This is a genomic window from Sphingopyxis sp. JAI128 (assembly GCF_014207235.1).
GTDB lineage: Bacteria > Pseudomonadota > Alphaproteobacteria > Sphingomonadales > Sphingomonadaceae > Sphingopyxis.
Genome location: NZ_JACHDA010000004.1, coordinates 153,633 through 171,102 on the forward strand (window position 1 = coordinate 153,633; position 17,470 = coordinate 171,102).

General features: G+C 66.6%; 9 protein-coding genes. 3 read left to right on the forward strand and 6 right to left on the reverse strand.

Features of this window, described 5'->3' with window-relative positions; all coding sequences use genetic code 11:
- Window positions 1–22 precede the first annotated feature (22 nt).
- Window positions 23–286 (forward strand): 30S ribosomal protein S20, encoded by a 264-nt coding sequence (gene rpsT, locus HDC35_RS11460; RefSeq protein ID WP_184646825.1) that lies wholly within the window; start codon window positions 23–25, stop codon window positions 284–286.
- A gap of 499 nt (window positions 287–785) precedes the next feature.
- The gene (dnaA, locus tag HDC35_RS11465; RefSeq protein ID WP_184646827.1) at window positions 786–2,147 is read left to right on the forward strand and encodes a chromosomal replication initiator protein DnaA; all 1,362 of its coding nucleotides are present in this window, start codon (window positions 786–788) and stop codon (window positions 2,145–2,147) included.
- Window positions 2,148–2,333: 186 nt separating this feature from the next.
- Here the strand turns inward: dnaA and HDC35_RS11470 are convergent, their stop codons facing one another.
- The 5 genes from HDC35_RS11470 to HDC35_RS11490 form a co-directional block, all read right to left on the reverse strand.
- Entirely contained in the window at window positions 2,334–3,875 is a 1,542-nt protein-coding gene (locus tag HDC35_RS11470; RefSeq protein ID WP_184646829.1) for an amino acid permease, read from the reverse strand.
- Window positions 3,876–3,975: 100 nt separating this feature from the next.
- Window positions 3,976–6,120 carry a penicillin-binding protein 1C gene (pbpC, locus tag HDC35_RS11475; protein ID WP_184646831.1) on the reverse strand — a complete coding sequence of 715 codons (2,145 nt, stop codon included), beginning with the start codon at window positions 6,118–6,120 and terminating at the stop codon, window positions 3,976–3,978.
- A gap of 171 nt (window positions 6,121–6,291) precedes the next feature.
- On the reverse strand, window positions 6,292–12,147 hold the full coding sequence (locus tag HDC35_RS11480) for an alpha-2-macroglobulin (RefSeq protein WP_184646833.1): 5,856 nt from the start codon (window positions 12,145–12,147) through the stop codon (window positions 6,292–6,294).
- 136 nt (window positions 12,148–12,283) lie between these two features.
- Window positions 12,284–12,661 (reverse strand): histidine triad nucleotide-binding protein, encoded by a 378-nt coding sequence (locus tag HDC35_RS11485; protein WP_184646835.1) that lies wholly within the window; start codon window positions 12,659–12,661, stop codon window positions 12,284–12,286.
- 22 nt (window positions 12,662–12,683) lie between these two features.
- On the reverse strand, window positions 12,684–13,016 hold the full coding sequence (locus tag HDC35_RS11490) for a phosphoribosyl-ATP diphosphatase (protein WP_184646837.1): 333 nt from the start codon (window positions 13,014–13,016) through the stop codon (window positions 12,684–12,686).
- A 162-nt stretch (window positions 13,017–13,178) separates the two neighbouring features.
- Between HDC35_RS11490 and HDC35_RS11495 the strand changes: the two genes are divergently transcribed.
- Window positions 13,179–16,256, forward strand: coding sequence for a TonB-dependent receptor domain-containing protein (locus HDC35_RS11495; RefSeq protein ID WP_184646839.1), 3,078 nt, complete (start codon window positions 13,179–13,181; stop codon window positions 16,254–16,256).
- A gap of 459 nt (window positions 16,257–16,715) precedes the next feature.
- Here the strand turns inward: HDC35_RS11495 and HDC35_RS11500 are convergent, their stop codons facing one another.
- Entirely contained in the window at window positions 16,716–17,291 is a 576-nt protein-coding gene (locus HDC35_RS11500; protein ID WP_260397686.1) for a superoxide dismutase family protein, read from the reverse strand.
- Window positions 17,292–17,470 lie beyond the last annotated feature (179 nt).

Genomic DNA, 17,470 nt, shown 5'->3' on the forward strand with positions numbered 1-17,470 from the left:
GTTTGAAAGACTAGAGGAATTTATGGCCAATACGCCGCAGGCAAAGAAGCGCATCCGCCGCAACACCGCGCGCACCATCGTGAACAAGAATCGCGTTTCGCGCATTCGCACGCTGGTGAAGAAGGTCGAAGCCGCCGTTGCCGCCGGTGACAGGGACGCGGCTGCAACTGCGCTGAAGGCGGCGCAGCCCGAAATGGCGCGCGGCGTTGCCAAGGGTGTGCTTCACAAAAATACCGTTGCGCGCAAATTCTCGCGCCTGACGAAGAGCGTGAACGCAATCGCCTGATCCATCTGTCCTGAAAAGGAACAAAAAGGACCCGCCGGCTTTTTGCCTGCGGGTCCTTTTCTGTTTCCGATATTGTGACATCGCGATGGCAATAGTGTTGCAGCGCGGTAAGTGACGGAATTACCGCGATTCGTTGGTCTGTCGCTGGATTGTCATAAATAAGTATCTGAAAAATATAAGAAAAACATGCCTTTCGCGCGATTCCGGGACCCCCGATGAGTCAAGATTTTTATTTCAGTATTTTTACATGGCGAGCCCTTGATCGACTCGCCGCCCCCTGACTAGACAGGGTGCGTCGTCGGCCTTCGCTGGCGGCCGCCACATCGACATGATTCGCGACTTTTCGGGCTGCGTGCGCCGGAGGGAGAACCTGTGCCTGCGCACGGGCGACGATTCGGCGCGTGGATGGCTGCCCGATATCGGGGCAAGGGCACCAAGGGGGCATGATAGCGTGGCAGAGAGCGGCAATCGGCATGGCAATGACGCAACGGGTGGAGCAATGAGCGGCGATGCTGCGATGCTCTGGCCGCGCGTTGCCGAAGGGCTGCGCCGCGATCTTGGCGTTCGCACCTTCGATCATTGGCTGAAGCCCGTGCGCTTTGCCGATTTCTGCTCGCTGTCGGGCGTGGTGACGCTCGAAACGGCTAGCCGCTTTTCGGCGAACTGGATCAACGAACGCTTTGGCGATCGGCTCGAACTGGCGTGGCGGCAGCATTTGCCCGCAGTACGCAGCGTGATGGTGCGTGGCGGCGCCACGGCAGACAACAGGGCGGCGAGCCTTGCGGCTGCGCCGCTGCCGGCGTTCGAAACATCGCCCGCGCCCGCCGCCAATCCGGCGCTGCTCGGTTTCGACCCGCGGCTGTCGTTCGACCGCTTCGTCGTCGCGCGCAGCAACATCCTCGCCGCCAATGCCGCGCGCCGCATGGCGATGGTCGAGACGCCGCAATTCAACCCGCTCTATCTCTGTTCGGGCACCGGACAGGGCAAGACGCACCTCCTCCAGGCGATCGCGCAGGATTATGCCGCGGCGCATCCGACCGCGAACATCATCTTGATGTCGGCGGAAAAATTCATGCTCGAATTCGTCGGCGCAATGCGCGGCGGCGACATGATGGCGTTCAAGGCGCGGCTGCGCGCCGCCGACCTGTTGCTGCTCGACGATCTCCAGTTCGTGATCGGCAAGAATTCGACGCAGGAAGAGCTGCTCCATACGATCGACGATCTGATGACCGCGGGCAAACGCCTTGTCGTCACCGCCGACCGGCCCCCGGCGATGCTCGACGGGGTCGAGGCGCGGCTGCTGTCGCGCCTCTCGGGCGGGCTCGTCGCCGATATCGAGGCGCCCGAGGACGATCTGCGCGAACGGATCATCCGTCAGCGGCTTGCCGCGATGCCGATGGTCGAGGTGCCGGACGACGTCGTCGCCTATCTGGTCAAGCATTTCACGCGCAATATCCGCGAGCTGGAAGGCGCGCTCAACAAGCTGCTCGCCTATGCCGCCCTGACCGGCACGACGATCGACCTCGGGCTCGCCGAGGACCGGCTTGCGGAAAATGTCCGCAGCGCGCGCCCGCGTATCACGATCGACGAGATTCAGCGCGCGGTTTGCGCGCACTACCGGCTCGACAAGAGCGAAATGGCGTCGAAGCGCCGCGTCCGCGCCGTCGCGCGCCCGCGCCAGGTCGCGATGTATCTCGCCAAGGAACTGACGCCGCGCTCCTATCCCGAGATCGGACGCCGCTTCGGCGGGCGCGACCACAGCACCGTGATCCATGCCGTGCGCACCGTCGAGGCACTGCGCGTCGCCGACAGCGAACTTGACGCAGAGATCGCGGCGATCCGGCGCAGCCTCAACAACTGATCCACAGGATTATACCGGGGTTATCCCCGGGATCGTCCCCATCGGTCCAGATCGGCCTGCGGTGGAACTGCCGTTCGCTCCGGATTGTCGCCGCTGTCTTCGGGGGTCGAGGCGGTTGCCGGTCGCGGGCGGACGCGGCCATTGGGACGTGGCCGCAAAAAAAGGGGGCCGAAGCCCCCTTTCCCCTTATCCGGTGAACGATGGCGCCGGCGGAACCGGCGGCGGCGGCGCGTCGCTGTCGTCCTCGTGGACTTCGACATGTCCCAGCCCGACATGGCTGCGCTTGCGGCTGTAGACGAAATAGACGACCAGGCCGACAGCAGCCCAGATCAGGAAGAGGTTGATGCTCTTCTGGTCGAGGTTGAAGAAGAGGTAGAGGCAGCCCGCGATCGCGATCGGCGCGGTCATATAGATTGCCGGCGTGCGGAACGGGCGGTGACGGCCGGGATCGGTGCGGCGGATCACCATCACTGCGATCGATACCGCGGCGAAGGCGAAGAGCGTGCCCGAGTTCGAGATGTTCGCGAGCTGCCCCACGGGGAAGAAAGCAGCGAACAGCGCGACCGCGATGCCCGTGATGATCGTGATCACGTGCGGCGTGTTGAATTTCGGGTGGATCTTCGAAAAAGCCTGCGGGAGCAGGCCATCGCGGCTCATCACGAAGAAGATGCGGGTCTGGCCGAACATCATCATCAGGATGACCGACGGCAGCGCGAGGCCGGCAGCGAGGCCGATCAAATTGCCGATCTGCGGCCAGCCGATTTCGCGCAGCGTCCATGCGAGCGCTTCCTTCGAGCAGACCACCGCCTGATCCCCGATCGCGCCGCACGCGGCCGCGAGTTCGCGGCTGCCGGGTTCGAGCGCATGGCCCGCCGCGGCGTCGATGCCGACCGGCTGCGCGCCGACGGTGCCGATGACCCCGGCGGCGACGAGCAGGTAGAAGATGGTGCAGATCGCGAGGCTGCCGATCAGGCCGATCGGCATGTTGCGCTGTGGATTCTTGGTTTCCTCGGCCGCGGTCGAGACCGCGTCGAAGCCGACATAGGCGAAGAAGATCGATGCCGCGGCGGCGCCGATGCCGCCGATGCCGAGCGGCGCGAAGGGTTCGAAATTCTCCATGTTCATCACCGGCAGCGCAAGGATGACGAAGAGCGTCAGCGCGGCGACCTTGATCACGACGAGGATCGCATTGATCGTCGCCGATTCGCGCGTCCCGATGACCAAGAGGAAGGTCACCAACCCGGCAATGAACATCGCGGGAAGGTTGATCATGCCGCCGTCGAACGGGCCGAGCACGAATTTCGCGGGTATGTCGAGCCCGAAACTATGCTCGATCAACCCGACGACATAGCCCGACCAGCCGACCGACACCGCGCCCGCGGCAACCGCATATTCGAGGATCAGCGCCCAGCCGACCATCCACGCGATGAGTTCGCCCATCACCGCGTAGCTGTAAGTGTAGGCCGATCCCGAAACCGGAACCATCGAGGCCATTTCGGCGTAGCAGAGCGCTGCAAAGGCGCAGACGAAGCCGGCGATGATGAAGCTGATCATCATGCCGGGACCGGCCTTTTGCGCGGCTTCGGCGGTCAGCACGAAAATCCCGGTGCCGATCACGGCGCCGATCCCCAGCATGGTCAGCTGGAAAGCACCGAGCGTGCGCGTAAGCGACTTTTTTTCCGCGGTCGCCAAAATGGCATCCAACGGCTTTACGCGGTCAAATAGCATGTTCTTCCCCTTTGGAGCGGCTGAGCTGCCGCCCGTCTCATGGCGGGGCAGACTAGCCGCTCCGCGCGGTAGCGCAACTTAATTTCAGGGCGAACGCGGCTTACCGTATGGTGAAGCGCACGCGGTCGATCATCCGCCCGCCCGGATCGACGAGCGCGAGCATATGGCTGCCCGGGCGCGGCAAGATTTGCTGGCCGCTATCGGCGTCGCCGAGCGGCTTTTTGTCGAGGATCAGGCGGTATCCCGTCACCGAACCGCTGACGGTGACGGCGAGCCTTTGGCGGTCCAGCGGGATGTCGGGATCGAGCGCATAGACGCTGCCGCTGACCGGGCTGGTGATGCGCGGGCGGCGCGCGGCTTGCGGTGCGGCGGCCATTTCGCTTTGCGCGGTGCCGGCGAGGAAATATTCGCGGCGCGGGGGTTCGCGGGTGCCGGGGAGGCTGATCCGGCGCGCCTCGACTCCTTCGGGCATCGCCGGCGGCTTTCCGGGACTGCCCGCGTGGAGAGCCATCATCACGTCGCGCCAGACCGGCGCCGCGCCCGAGGTGCCCGAGACGGCGCGCATCGAATCGCCCTCGAGATTGCCGACCCACACCGCGACGGTGAAGCGGTCGGTGAAGCCGATGCACCAATTGTCGCGCATGCCTTTCGAGGTGCCGGTCTTGGCGGCGGCCCAGAAGGGGAGGCGAAGCGCGCTGTCGGCGCCGAAGGCGTCGGCGCGGGCGGAGGCGTCGGCAAGAATGTCGCCGACGATAAAAGCGGCGGCGGCGGGGACGATCTGGCGCGGAGGATGTTGGCGAAGTTGCCGCGTAGCCTGATATGTCACGGGCGACCACTTTCCCATATTGGCCAATGTTCTGAAAGCATTGGCCTGTTCGACGAGCGAAACTTCAGCCGAGCCGAGTGCGAGGCTGAAACCGTAATATTCGCCGTCCTCGACGAGGCCGTGGTAGCCGAGGGCCCAAAGGCGGTCGCGGAACTGCTGGACGTCGTCGATCACGAGCGCGCGGACCGCGGGGACGTTGAGCGATGCGGCGAGCGCGTGGCGTACGCTGACCGGGCCTTTGAAGCTGCGGTCGTAATTTTTGGGGACGTAGAGGCCCGACGCCGTATCGAGCTGGACCGGGCTGTCGTCGAGGATCGAGGCGGCGGTGAGCCAGCCATGCTCGATCACCTGCGCATAGAGATGCGGTTTCAAGGTCGATCCCGCTTGCCGCCGCGCATTGGCGCCGTCGACCGACGCGGCGGTCGATTTCAAACCGACGCCGCCGACATAGGCGAGCACTTCGCCGGTGGCATTGTCGAGCACGACGACCGCACCGTCGCGCACGCGGGCCGCGCCGAGGCCCGAAAGCTGGCGGCGCAGCGCGACGATCGCGGCGGTCTGGATGCGGCGGTCGATGGTGGTGGTGACACGTTTGCCGGGCTGATCGAGCAGGCGGACCGCAAGGTGCGGGGCGAGCGCGGGGTCGACGCGCGCGGCCTGCTCGCCCGAAACGAGCGTCGCGGCGGCGGCGCGGATCGCGGTACAATCCTTTGCGTGCCCAATGCGGCAGGCGCGACGGCCGAGTGCTTCGGCGCCCGCGGCGGGATTGGGCAGCAGCCCGGCGAAGAGCGCCGCGTCGATGCCGTTCATTTCGGCGGGTGTCTTGCCGAACAGGCTTTGCGCGCCCGCGCCGATGCCCTGCGCCTCGCCGCGCAGCGGGAGGAGGTTGAAATAGGCCTCGAGCATCTGTTCGTGCGACCAGCTCGCCGCGAGCGCCTGCGCGGCGCGCATCTGGCGCAGCTTGGCGCGCCAATCGCGCTGGCCGGGCTGCGCGAGGCCTGGGTCGAGGAAGGCCGCAAGCTGCATCGCGAGTGTCGAGGCACCGCGCGAGCGGTCGCCGGTCCCCCCTATCGCGAGGCGCGTGCGGACCGCACTCGCGACCGCGAGCCAATCCACCCCGCCATGCGACCAGAAGCGGCGATCCTCGGCCCTGACCACCGCGTGGCGGACGGCGGGGCTGATGTCCTCGAGCGGCACCCAGGCGAGGCGGCGGCGCTCGAAATTGACGCGCTCGCTGTCGAGCAGGCGGCCGTCCCGATCGTAGAGCCAGGCTTCGCTGGATTTCCAGTCGGCGCGGACGGTGGCGAAGGCGGGCATCGCGGGTGGGCGCGTCGCGAGGTGGGCGATGGTGACGAGGATGAGCGCCGCGAGCGCGGCCCATGCGAGAATATCGAACCAGCTGCGTTTACGGGGTTTCATTGATCGAACAGCCTGGAAGATCCTCCCCGTGCCGCAGGCATGGGGAGGGGGACCATCCGAAGGATGGGGGAGGGGCTGCGACGGCGCGCCATTGGCCCCTCCGTCAGCGCTTCGCGCTGCCACCTCCCCATCGCTGCGCGACAGGGAGGATCTTGTTGGTACGCCGTCCGATCACGACCCGACGCTCGCAATCGTCACCGGCGCGTTGGGCCACTGGCCGCGGATCGCGGGCGAATACATCGCCTCGACGCGCGTCGGGGGCAGGGTGAAGCGGCCCGAGCCGTTCAAGCGCACGACATATTCGACCGTGTGCGTGCCCGCAGGCATCCAGCCGAAATAGCCGCGCCAGCTGTCCTTGCCGCGTTCGACATAGCTCGGCTGCGCGCCCGATCCGCCGGCCTGCTGGCCCAGCATGTCGGACTGGCCGCCGAGGTTGCCGACGATCGTCGCGCCGGGGACGATAGGGTCGCTCACCACGACCCACGTCCGGCCTGCGGCCGCGACGACCTCGATCCGTACCTTGATGACGTCGCCGCGTGTCAGCCGGTCCTTGTTCGCCGCCTTGACGATGCTGACCGAACGTTTGATCCGGTAGCCCGCGTTGAGCGGCTCCTTCAAGGGCACAGCGGCCTTGACGCTGACCGTGGCCCATGGCGTCCCGGTGCCCCGATGGTTGAGGCTCATCGTCGCAGCGTTGAGCGCGAGGCGGAGCGGCGAGGGGGCTTCGGCGGGAAGCGGCCAGCCCTGCGCGGCGGTGGCGCCGGCGAGGCTGACGTTGGTCACGCCGGTGATCGCGCTTGCCGGATACAGTTCGGCGAAGCGGCGGACGGTGACCGCCCCCCATGCGTTGGCGGGGGTGGTGTCCCAATGGCCCTTGCGCTGACGCTGCGCGACGCCGACCATCAGCTTGCCCGTGTCATCCTCCCAGCCTTTGCGGCCGAGTACGGCTTCCAAGGCCTTGATCGCCATTTCGTCGCCGCTGGTCATCATCCACCACGGCGCCTTCGCATCGTCGACGAGGTCGAGCCGCGTGCCTTCGTAGACGAGGCGCTTCCTGAGTTCGGCTTCGGCAGCGGTACGCAGCGCGGGGGCGTTGCGCACTCCCGGCGTCTTTTCGAGCGCGACGAGCCAGTCGGCGAGCGTACCCGTCGCCATGTCGGCGGGCGCGACGTCGATCGCGGCGACGAGGTTCGCATTCGCGGCATTGTTGCGTGCGAGCGCGGCGAGCGCCGCGATCCGTACGGGGCGGATATCCCAGGGGCCATAGCCCCGGCGGGTGAGGCGTCCTTCGACGACCGCCTGCAGGGCTTTCACCATCTTTGCCTTGGAGGTCTCGGGGATCGCGAAGCCGTTTGCGGCGGTCACGTTCATCACATAGGCGGTGAGTTCGATCGATCCGGTGAGATTCTCGTTCGGCCAATAGCGCAGCAGCCCGTCGTCATCGAGATAGGTCGGCATCGCGCCCGCGAGCGCCTGCCACCGCCCGACATCGCCGAGCGCGACCGCGCGCGACGTCTGCTGTTCGAAGCAGGTATAGGGGTAGGTCGCCATATAGTCGCGCACGCCGGTGAGTGGCGGCGCGAGCGTACCGGCGAGCGCGATATCGACATAGCCGCCGGGCAGTGCGCCCGCGGGGATCGCGATCGGCAAGTTGGTCGCGGGGCCGACGCGGAACAGGCTGGCGGCCCAGGTTTCGACGGGCACTGCGGGCTCGACGACCTGTTCGAAGACGAGACGGTCGCGCGCCTTGCCGCCCTTGGCCACCGCATCGACGGTCCATTCGATCGGGCCGGCCTGTTCGGGGGCGGTCATCGACCAGCTGATCGGCACAGCGCCGCCGGCGGGGATGGTGACGGTGAGGGGCGGGGCGGTGGCGACGGCGGGCGACAGCGTCGGGGTCGCGGTGACCTCCATCGCCTGATCGGTGCCGTTGCGCAGCGTGAAGCGCGCGTCATAGGTGTCGCCGCTACGCACCAGTTCGGGCATGCCGGCGAAGACGCCGAGATCCTGCACGGTGCGTACGCTCGTTTCGCCGGTGCCGAAAAATTGCGATCCGTCGGTCGCGATCGCGACGAGGCGGAAGCCCGAGAGATTGTCGCTGAGCGGCACATCGACCATGGCGCGACCCTTGGCGTCGAGCGGGACATTGCCTTTCCACAAGAGAACGGGGCGGAAATCCTCGCGCGTCAGCCCGCTGAGGTCGCCGCCGCCGCCGCCGCCGGGTTCGAGCGCCTTGCGGCCATAGTGGCGCTTGCCGACGACCTGCATCTGCGCGGTCGAGGTGAGCACGTCGAGCGTGCGTTCGCCCATCATCGCCGAAAGAAGTTCCCAGCTGTCGTTGGGGGCGAGCTGGAGCAAGGCTTCGTCGACCGCGGCAAAGGCGACATCGGCATTTTTCGGTGCCTTGCCGTCGGGGGTCTTGACCTCGATGCCGACCTTCGCGGTTTCGCGAACCGAATATGTCTCCTTGTCGGCCTTTACCTTCACGCCGAGCTGATGGCCTTCCCAGCCGACCTTGATGCGCGCGATGCCCATGCGGTAGCTCGGCTTGGCGAGGTCGACGAGCGCGGTCGGCGGCGCGCCTTCGCTATTCTCGATCTTGAAGCCGACCGCGCGCTTCATCTTGCGGAACCAGCTTTCCTCGCCGGTCACGCGGCCGCGCACCGCCATCACCGAGACATAGACGTCGGGCGCATAGGTTGCGGGCAGCTTGACCTTGACGACGGGGTTGGTGCCCTTCAGCGGCACGACGAAGCTGGAGAGCACGCCTTCGCGTTCGACGGTGACGAGCGCGGTCGCCTCGCGAAACGGCATACGGACCTGGAAGCTCGCGGTGTCGCCCGCGGCATAGCGCGGCTTTTCGGCGATCACGTCCATGCGGTCGCCATTGTCGCCGCCGAACCACCAGTCGTCGTCGCCCGCCAGCCAGACCGAGCGCACCGCGCGGGCTTCGTTGCCATCGGCGTCGAGGGTGGTCGCGACGACGGTGACCTCGCCCGAGACGCCGGGCGCCATCGCGCAGCTCGCGCGGCCGAGCTTGTCGGTCGTCGCCGAGCAAGTGGCGCCGAGCCGCGTCGTGCGCATCTGGTTGTCATAGGCATAGAAGCCGCCGATCAGGCGGCGCCGCGCGGTGATGATCTCGCGGTTATAGAGCGCGACGGCAATGCGTTTGCCCGCAATCGGCTTGCCGCCCAGGTCGAGCGCGATGAAATTGAGGCGGAGGTCATCGTCGCGCATCAACCAGCCGTCGGTCTTGAGCCCCAGGCGGACGGCCGAGGGATAGAGGGTGATGCGGCGGCTCGACGTCAGCGTCTCGCCATTCGCATCCTCATAATCCATTTCGGCGGCCATCAGCGTCGGTTCGGTGATCGGCTGGTCGACCGTGACGCTGGTCGTCGCGGCGCCATTGGCGTCGAGCTTCAAGGGCACCGAGCGCGCGAGCGGCAGATCTGCCGACGGCGTATCGCCGCTGTCGTCGAGCTGGACGACGCCTTCCTTCACCGGCTGGCCATCGAAATCCCAGTCGCGATAATCCTCGGGCGGCGACCAGGAGGCGCGGAAATTGGTGCGCAGTTCGACCGGCAAGTTCGGCGCGGGGCCGCCCGACAGATAGCCGACGAAGAGGTTGAGCGGCACCGTGCCCGGGCGCACGAGCGCGGTCTTCGGCCCGGTGATCGTCGCCTTCATCGTCGGCAGGCGATATTCGTCGACCTTGACCGACTGACCCGACCAGATCGTCTTGTCCTCGCCATCCCCTTTTCCCTTGGGGTCCTTGGTGACGAAGACGAGCTCATAATCGCCCATGGGGGCGGACGCAGGGACGTTCCAAGTCGTTTCGCCGCTGCCGCTCGCGGCGATCGCGAAGGGCATTTCGAATTCGGTGTCCGAACCGCGGTGGACGAGGCGCAGCTTGCCCGCGAGCGGTTCGGGGGTGCGGAAGCCGAGCCCGATCGGGCGGCGGAGGACATGCTTCATATGGACCGTCTCGCCCGCCTTGACGAGCGCGCGGTCGAAAATGGTGTGAAGGATGTCCTCACGTTCCGACCAGCCATAGGGGAGATCGAAATCATAGGGGCGGATGCCATTGCCCCAGTCGGTGAGCGTGAAGCTGAAATCGTCGCCCGCGCGCGCGCTGACCATCAGTGCATGGCCATCGCTGCTCGCCGGGTCGGCGTCGTCGCGGCAGCTCGAATAGGTTTCGGGCTGCGGCAGCCCGCCGGTGAAGGCGAGGCGCCCCGCCTTGTCGGCGGTACCGCGCGCGAGCAGGCGGCCGGTGCAACTGTCGGTGACGCGGATTTCGGCGCCCGCGACGGGGAGGCCGGTGTCGAGCGCGGTCACCCAGGCGAGCGAGCCTTCGCGGCCCCATTTGAAATGGACCGCCATGTTGGTGACGAGCGCGGCGGTCGCGACATAGCGCGTCGCCTTGCGGCCGAGCAGCGCGGCGCCGAGCTCGGGACTGGCGATCTCGACGACATGGAAGCCTTTTTCGGCGAGGGGAATGCCGACGACCTCGAATTCCTTGCCGCCGCCCGGCGGGGTCAGCTGAAGGTCGCGGCGTTCGCCGCCCGACGGCGCGCCGGCGAACACCGACCTGGTGCCCGTGTAATTGACGGTGACGTCCTTGCCCGCGGCGTTTTTTTCCTCGCGATAGTCGCTGTCGTCGGCATCCTCGACGCGCTTCAGCCAGCGCGCGATCGCAGCATCGTCGCCGCCGACCTTGAGCGTGGCGGCGGGCATTTTGAGGTTCGATTGGACGAGGCTGTTTTCGACCCCGCGTATGGTGACGGGCAGCACGCCGCCCTCGCCGGCTTCGAGGATGCCGAATTCGGCGGCGAATTTGACCAGCGGCGGGGCGCGATCGATGTGGAATTTAAACGGGAAGTTCGACTGGTTCTGCAATTTGCGGCCGCTCTGGTCGGTGACGCCATCGGGCAGCGCAAGCGTTGCGTCGACATTCTGCGGCAGGGGGCCGGCGAAGCGGACGGTGGTGAGCCAGGCGTCGTTGCGGTCGTCCTCGTCGATCTTCGGGGCGAGCCGCTTGCCGTCGGCGGTGTTCAGCGTCGCGGCGAGGATCGTCTCGCGCGATACCGGCGAGGCGAAGCTCAGCACGACATCCTTGATCGGGTTGCAGCCCGCCTGCGGGTTGACGCGGCTGCACGACATTTTGGCGGTGAAGGCGGGGCGTACGTCATGGTCGAAACGCTGGTCGCGGCCCGCGGTGCGGCTCGGCACGCCCGCCTGGCCGATGCGCGCGTCCCAGACGAGCGCCATCTCGCGTCCCGGCGGCAGCGGGCGGCGGCATTTGACCGCGACGACGCGGTCGAGCACCGCCTCGCGGTCGGGGCCCGCGGCGGGCAGGCGCTGCGGCAGGCCCGCATCATAGGTAAAGGACTGGCGCGACCAATTATTGTCGCCGAGCCCGGTCAAAATCTCGGTCGCGGTCGCGCGCGGCAGCACGTCGAGCGGGATTTTCTCGCCGATGCCATCGACCGCGCAATAGGCGAAACGGCCGACCGAGGCGCGGTCGGCGGCGACATTCGTGGCGACAAGGAATATCTGGTCTTCCTCGATATCGCCGTTGAGGCCGCCCGCGAGCACGGCCCGCGCCGAGGGGCCGCCGGTGTCGAGCGCAAAGCGGCTGTTGCCGACGACCGACACGCCGCGCGCTGTCTTGAGCCCGTCGCGCAGCTCGACATGGCAGGCGAGCCCGCCGGGGAGCGGTTTGTCGAACTCGAGCACCCAGGTGCGCGTGTCGACCCAGCGCCCGGTCGCGGGCAATTTGCAGTCATTGGTCGCGGGCGCGGGGGCGCGCGGATCGCCGAGCGGCACCATGTCTTCGGAAAAGCGCAAAGTGAAGCGGGTGATCGTTCCGTCGCCGGCGCCGCTGCTGCCCGGGGTCGCAAGCGTGACCTGCGGCACGGTGTCGGCGGTGGCGGTCGCGGCCATCGCGAGGCTGAGCGGGACGAGCAGTGCCAGCTTCGCCTTGCCGGCCAGCCTCGTGGCCAGCGCGCGCCATCCCTTGCCCATCCTGAACTCCCCGTTTCGCTCCGAACCTCTATCCTGCTGGAAACAGGGGACAGAGTCCACCCGTTGCCGCGCGTTGCACACGGTTAGTCGCGCTTCGGGAAAAAGCTGTGACCGGGGTCACAGACAGGTCTGAAAATCAGCGGGCGAGCATCGGGCCAAGCGGCTGCCCCGCGAAGATATGGACGTGGAGGTGTGGGATTTCCTGGTGACTGTCGAGACCGACATTGGCGAGCAGGCGGTAGCCGGGCGCGACGAGGCCCTGGTCGCGCGCGACCTTGCCCACCGCGCGGACGAAGCCCGCGATTTCGGCGTCGCTGCCGCGCTCCGAAAAATCGTCCCAGCTGACATAGGCGCCCTTGGGGATCACGAGGATGTGCAGCGGCGCCTGCGGGTTGATGTCGTGGAACGCGAGCGCGAACTCGTCTTCATAGACGGTCTTCGACGGCAGTTCGCCGCGCAGGATGCGCGCGAAAATGTTGGTTTCGTCATAGGGGAGGGTCGCGTCGATCGGCATGGGGAGCTCCTATGCGTTGTACTTATTTCGGGCGGGCGGCCTTTTCGGCGTGACCCGAGGTGCCGTGGCGGCGGTCGAGTTCGGCGGCGATCGCGTCCCAGGTCAGGCCGCGCTCGGCGAGCAGGATCGAGAGGTGGAAGATGAGGTCGCTCGCTTCGCCGATCAGTTCGGGATCGTCCTCGCCGACCGCGGCGATGACAGCTTCGACGGCTTCTTCGCCGAGCTTCTGCGCGATCTTGCCGCGGCCCTTGGCGGCCAGGCTCGCCACATAGGAGGCTTCGGCCTCGCCCGCGGCGATCCGGTCGTGGATGACCGCTTCCAGCCGTCCCAGCGTTTCGCCCATTGCCTTGCTCATCGCCCGATCCTTTCGCGAGCCTGCCTAGCCGCGCGGCGCGGGCGCGACAAGCGGCCCGTTCGAACGCGAAAACTTACCGCCTTGGTAACCATATCGAAACGCCCGGTAGCGTAATTTCCGACGCGCCGGGGGGTGTGATCAACTTTAGGTCGGAAAAAGACTATGATATCAGGCACCCATTTCCAGGTGTTGCTGGCCGCGACGGTTTCGGTCGCCGCGCTCGCGACGTCGCCCGCCATGGCACAGGACGAAGGCGACATCGTCGTCACCGGATCGCGCATCGCGAAAAGCGAGTTCGCCAGCGCCGACCCCATCCAGGTCATCGACCCCGAAACCGCAAAGTTGCAGGGGCAGGTCGAGCTTGCCGACGTGTTGCGGCAGGCGCCCGCGGCGCAGGGATCGATCCAGGTCACTTCGGCGATTTCGAACCGTTTTGTCGCGAATGGCGGCAATGATGTGCAGTCGCTGTCGCTGCGCGGGCTGGGCGCCGAACGCACGCTGGTGCTGATCAACGGCCGCCGCGCGGGGCCCGCGGGCATTCGCGGGGCGGTAGCGCCCTTCGACCTCAACGTGCTTCCGCTGTCGGTCGTGCGGCAGGTCGAGATACTCAAAACCGGCGCGTCGTCGATCTATGGTTCGGACGCGGTCGCCGGGGTGGTCAACATCCTGACCCGCGACGACCTCGACGGCTTCGAGGGCGGCGGTTTCTCTTCGATCACCGAGCATGGCGGCGGCGAAAGCTACGGCGTCGACACGAGCTTTGGCAAAAAATTCGATCGCGGGCATGTCTTTGCGACGGTCGATTATTTTCGCCAGCAGAATCTGACGCGGCGCGATCGCGATTTCCTCTTCTGCTCCGAAGAATATCTGAAGCGCGAGGCCGACGGCAGCCGCGCGGATATCGTCGATTTCCGCACCGGGCGCCCGGCGTGCAGCAGCACGCAGGCCAATATGATCGTCTTCAGCGACTTTTCGGGGGTCGATGAAAATGGCTTTCCCACATTCGGCCCCGGGCTGATCGCGCCCAATGGACAGGCGATTTTTGCGGGCCAATATGGCGCCGAATTTGCGGGCGTCGGCATCCCGATCAACGTCTATAACCCGATCGGCGTCGCCGGCCCGGACAATTTCTTCGGGGTCAATTTCGACGGCCCCTCGACCGGCGCGCTCAACCAGTTCGAGCCGGCCGAGCAGGATTCGGACGTCTTTTCGGAAGTCCGCCGCGTGAGTGCCTTTATCGAGGGCGCCTATGACGTCACCGACGGCATTACCGCCTATGGCGAGTTCCTGTTCAGCAACCGCAAGTCGCATAACAACGGCGTCCAGCGGATCGAGCTCCAGCAATTTACCGGCGCATCGGTGTTGCCCTTTTTCTTCTGCGACCCGATCGCGTATAATTGCGATCCCACCGACATGGGCGATCCGCTCAACGGCGAGTTTGCGGGCAATCTGATCCTGCGCCCGCGCGTGCTGGTGAAAAGCGAAAGTGCGGCCGACGTCGATTATTATCGCGGCGTGCTCGGGCTGCGTGGCGAATTAGGCGGTGGATGGAAATGGGATGTCCACGGCCAGCACAGCCGGTCGGACGCAAGCTATACGCAGGACGTCATCTATCAGGATTCGATCGCGTCGCAGACGCTGCGCACGCGCTCGTGCACGGGCACGCGGACGGCGATCCGCGACGTGCAGTGCATCGACATCGACTTTACCGACCCGCGCGTGCTGCGCGGCGATTTCACGCCCGAGGAGCGCGCCTTCCTGATGGGCCGCGAGACGGGCCGCACCCTGTTCAAGCAGACCTCGGCCGAGGCGCTGGTCACGGGCAAGCTGTTCACCCTGCCCGCGGGGCCGGTCGGCACGGCGTTCGGCGCCAATATCCGCCGCGACGAGATCGACGACACGCCGGGCGAGGCGACGCGTGCGGGCAATGTCGCGAACTTCACGACATCGGGCATCACTGCCGGCCGCACCGTGTCGAAGGAGCTGTTCGGCGAGATCGAGCTACCCTTGCTCGAAGGCGTGCCGATGATCGAGCGGCTGACGCTGTCGGGCGCCGCGCGCTATACGCATGTCGACGCGACCGCGCGCAGCGGTGCGCAGGACAGCTTCAGCGACACGACATGGAAGGTCGGCGCCGACTGGGCGGTGACCGACTGGCTGCGCTTTCGCGGCACCTGGGGCACCTCGTTCCGCGCCCCGGCGCTGTTCGAACTTTTCCTTCAGGACCAGACGGGTTTCCTTGCTCAGCAGGACATCGATCCGTGCATCCAGACCGCAGCGCGGCTCGCGATCGGCGCGATCAGCCAGCGTGTCTTCGACAATTGTGCTGCCGCCGGCATCGCCCCCGATTATGTCGGGGGGCTCGGTCCCGTGACGATCACTTCGGGCGGCGGGCTCGGCCGGCTCAAGCCCGAAACCTCGACCGCGAAGACGGTGTCGGTCATCCTGACCCCCGACCTGTCGGGGGCGCTGTGGGGCGGGCTCAAGACGCGCCTTGCCGTCGACTATTTCGACATCAAGGTGAAGGACGAAATCACATTGCTCGGCGCGGCCAATATCCTGACCGGCTGCTATGATTCGGACAATTTCGCGACCGAAGCCTTTTGCGGCCTGTTCGCGCGTACCGCCACCGGGGCAGACGCGCAGAGCGTCGCGACGGTGACCGACCGTTATGTCAATGTCAGCCGCCAGCGCAATCGCGGCGTCGACCTGTCGCTGGCGGTCGACCAGGATCTTGGCCGGCTCGGCGCGCTCACCTTGCGCGCGCAGATGACCTGGCAGATCGAGGACAAGGTCGAGCTGTTCCCCGGCACGACGATCGACGACAATGGCAAGATCGGCAATCCGAAATGGGTCGGCGATTTCAGCCTCGGCTGGATGAAGGACGGCTGGACGCTCTTTTACGGGCTCGACGTCATCGGCGCGGCGTCGAACGAGAAGGATCTGCTCCGCGCGCAGGGCGGCGATGCCTGTCGCACCTCGAGCTTCCGCCCCGGCGGGCGCTTCTGCCCCGACGTCAGCGTGCCCGCGACCTTTTATCATTCGCTGTCGCTGAGCCGCGACGTCGCCGACCGCTTCCGCATCACGCTGGGGGTCGCGAACCTGTTCGACACCCCGCCGCCGCGCGTGTCGACCGTCGTCACCGCGACGCCGCCGGTGATCGGTCAGGCGCCGGCGTTCGGGACACAATATGATTATCTGGGACGCCGATTCTTTCTGGGCGTGCGCGGGAGGATTTGACCGGGCGCCGGTTTGGCGCCGGCGTTTGGACATCTGCGGCGGATCGGTCGCCCGATGTCGGTTTTGGGGTAGGCTGGCAGCCACCGCCGGTGACGCTGCCCAAAGGTCAGTAAAAGTCAGCCCTGTGCGTCGTCCGATTGACGGCCGCGGGGATGCGGGGCGCACCCGGCTGCGCTCACATGAACCAGCCGGTATGAAGGCTGGCATGGCCGGATATTGTAGGAAAGGGCTTTTTTGCAGGCGCCGGGGTGGAATATCCTCCCCATGGCTGCGCCACAGGGAGGATTAAGGACTGCAATCGGCCGAAAGCCGGCCTTCCAGTCCCGGCATGCGGAAAGCGTTTCTGCATCCGCGGCCTGAACTCGAATTTGGCGGGGCCGAAGGAAGCGGCAGGTCATGCACCCTGAGACAAGTTCGGGATGGCAATGCTGAAAAGGTCGCCTTAAGCGCGGAGCCCGGCTAGCCCGCGGGCACGGGGACGATCACGCCGCAGGCGATGCGATCGCCGCTGTTGCCGCTGGGATCGGTCCGGTAGTCGTCGGGACCGGCATGGATGACGAAGGCGGCGCCATCGGCATCGATCATCCCGCCTTCGCCGAGCAGGCGCGTACCGACCAGCTGGAAGGAGGCGCGGCCGATCGTGTCGGGTTCGACGACGAGGTTGGGCAGGTCGCCATGATGCGCCCCCATCGGATTGTCGCGGCCATGCTGGGCACCCGTCGGGTTCCAGTGCGGGCCGGCGCTGGTGAATTTGGGCGCATCGCAGCGGCCCACGGCATGGACGTGCATGCCATAGGTGCCGGTGCCGAAACCGCGCGCGACGACCTCGAGCCGCAATCCGCTGCCGTCCTTGAAAATATCGACACGGCCGCGATCGGCGCCGCGCGCGTCGGTCAGTTCGGCCCGGGCGTCGGGGACGGGAAGATCGGCGGCGGGATCCTTGCCCCCCATGCCCGCGCAGCCGGCGAGCGCGAACGCGCCGATCAGGGCGAGCGCCCCGGTCATGGTCTGTTTGCGGCGCGAACCCATCGTCATTATCTTGCTCCCTGTCGATCGAGGCCGGAATCAAAACGTCCTTCCGTCGCGTTTCGATCCCTTCGGCGCAACGATGGCGCGTTTCGGCGCAAGTTCCAAGGGGATAAGTCGGCTTCGGCGTCCGCAAGGCGCCCGGCTGCCCGGTTGCGCAAGTCCGCGCGAAGCGGGTAAGGGCGAAG

What these genes read in the sequence shown, in the direction of transcription:
- rpsT (WP_184646825.1), top strand. Translation starts at nt 23, where the DNA reads ATGGCCAATACGCCGCAGGCAAAGAAGCGCATCCGCCGCAACACCGCG.
- dnaA (WP_184646827.1), top strand. Translation starts at nt 786, where the DNA reads ATGAGCGGCGATGCTGCGATGCTCTGGCCGCGCGTTGCCGAAGGGCTG.
- HDC35_RS11470 (WP_184646829.1), bottom strand. Translation starts at nt 3,875, where the DNA reads ATGCTATTTGACCGCGTAAAGCCGTTGGATGCCATTTTGGCGACCGCG.
- pbpC (WP_184646831.1), bottom strand. Translation starts at nt 6,120, where the DNA reads ATGAAACCCCGTAAACGCAGCTGGTTCGATATTCTCGCATGGGCCGCG.
- HDC35_RS11480 (WP_184646833.1), bottom strand. Translation starts at nt 12,147, where the DNA reads ATGGGCAAGGGATGGCGCGCGCTGGCCACGAGGCTGGCCGGCAAGGCG.
- HDC35_RS11485 (WP_184646835.1), bottom strand. Translation starts at nt 12,661, where the DNA reads ATGCCGATCGACGCGACCCTCCCCTATGACGAAACCAACATTTTCGCG.
- HDC35_RS11490 (WP_184646837.1), bottom strand. Translation starts at nt 13,016, where the DNA reads ATGAGCAAGGCAATGGGCGAAACGCTGGGACGGCTGGAAGCGGTCATC.
- HDC35_RS11495 (WP_184646839.1), top strand. Translation starts at nt 13,179, where the DNA reads ATGATATCAGGCACCCATTTCCAGGTGTTGCTGGCCGCGACGGTTTCG.
- HDC35_RS11500 (WP_260397686.1), bottom strand. Translation starts at nt 17,291, where the DNA reads ATGACGATGGGTTCGCGCCGCAAACAGACCATGACCGGGGCGCTCGCC.